Genomic DNA, 1,375 nt, shown 5'->3' on the forward strand with positions numbered 1-1,375 from the left:
TCGACGATGGACATGTCGGGCATGGACCACAGCGGCATGGACATGTCCGGCATGGACCACGGCGCCGCGACGAAACCGGCGCCCCCGGCAACGCCTGCAACACCCGCGAAGGGCGAGGCGGCGATGTCGGGCATGGACCACAGCGCCATGGACATGTCGGGCATGGACCACGGCGCGATGGCGATGCCACCGGGCCAGACTGAACCTGCCAAGGCTGATGCAGACATGTCGGGGATGGATCACTCGACGATGGACATGTCGGGCATGGACCACAGCGGCATGGACATGTCCGGCATGGACCACGGCGCCGCGACGAAACCGGCGCCCCCGGCAACGCCTGCAACACCCGCGAAGGGCGAGGCGGCGATGTCGGGCATGGACCACAGCGCCATGGACATGTCGGGCATGGACCACGGCGCGATGGCGATGCCACCGGGCCAGACTGAACCTGCCAAGGCTGATGCAGACATGTCGGGGATGGATCACTCGACGATGGACATGTCGGGCATGGACCACAGCGGCATGGACATGTCCGGCATGGACCACGGCGCCGCGACGAAACCGGCGCCCCCGGCAACGCCTGCAACACCCGCGAAGGGCGAGGCGGCGATGTCGGGCATGGACCACAGCGCCATGGACATGTCGGGCATGGACCACGGCGCGATGGCGATGCCACCGGGCCAGACTGAACCTGCCAAGGCTGATGCAGACATGTCGGGGATGGATCACTCGACGATGGACATGTCGGGCATGGACCACAGCGGCATGGACATGTCCGGCATGGACCACCGCGCCATGGCGATGCCGGGGATGCAGGCACCCGCCGACCTCCCCGCCGATGCGGCCCCGCGCACGCCGATCCCGGCCGTGACCGAGGCCGATCGCGCGGCCGCGTTCATGCCGCTCGGTGCCGGTCACCCCGCCCACGACAAGCGCAGCAACTCGTTCTGGCTCGTCGATCGGCTCGAGGTTGCCGACACGGCGAAGTCCGGTGGCTGGGAAGGGCTTGCGTGGATCGGCGGCGACGTCCATCGCACGTGGCTGCGCACCGAAGGCGACGTCGAGGACGGCCGGGTGGAGCAGGGCAACCTGGAAGTGCTTTACGGCCGCAGCGTCACCCCGTGGTGGGACCTCGTGGCCGGCGTTCGCCAGGACGTCGGCGAGGGCCCGGATCGCACCTGGGCCGCCTTCGGCGTCCAGGGCCTGGCGCCCTACAAGTTCGAAGTCGAGGCCACCGCCTACATCGGCGGCAGCGGCCGCACCGCGGCGACGCTTGAAGCCGAGTACGACACGTTGCTGACCAACCGCTTGATCCTGCAGTGGCAGGGCGAAGCGAATCTCTACGGCAAGAGCGATCCCGCGCGCGGCCTGGGGT

3 protein-coding genes are annotated in these 1,375 nt (G+C 68.7%); 1 reads left to right on the forward strand and 2 read right to left on the reverse strand.

Features of this window, described 5'->3' with window-relative positions; genetic code table 11:
• Positions 1 to 239: 239 nt before the first annotated feature.
• Positions 240 to 407, reverse strand: coding sequence for a hypothetical protein (locus tag EVS83_RS15815; protein ID WP_166636812.1), 168 nt, complete (start codon positions 405 to 407; stop codon positions 240 to 242).
• Between the two features lie 75 nt (positions 408 to 482).
• Complete coding sequence (locus tag EVS83_RS16115; protein ID WP_166636812.1) at positions 483 to 650, reverse strand: hypothetical protein; 168 nt, start codon at positions 648 to 650, stop codon at positions 483 to 485.
• Positions 651 to 711: 61 nt separating this feature from the next.
• Here EVS83_RS16115 and EVS83_RS15490 point away from each other — a divergent pair.
• A partial coding sequence (locus EVS83_RS15490; protein ID WP_166636945.1) for a copper resistance protein B occupies positions 712 to 1,375 on the forward strand: 664 nt, incomplete at its 3' end.

Origin of the sequence: Cognatilysobacter terrigena, from assembly GCF_004361065.1 — a bacterium.
Classification (GTDB): Bacteria; Pseudomonadota; Gammaproteobacteria; order Xanthomonadales; family Xanthomonadaceae; genus Cognatilysobacter; species Cognatilysobacter terrigena.

Coding starts and splice junctions, on each gene's coding strand:
- EVS83_RS15815 (WP_166636812.1), bottom strand. CDS start 407: ATGCCCGACATGTCCATGGCGCTGTGGTCCATGCCCGACATCGCCGCC.
- EVS83_RS16115 (WP_166636812.1), bottom strand. CDS start 650: ATGCCCGACATGTCCATGGCGCTGTGGTCCATGCCCGACATCGCCGCC.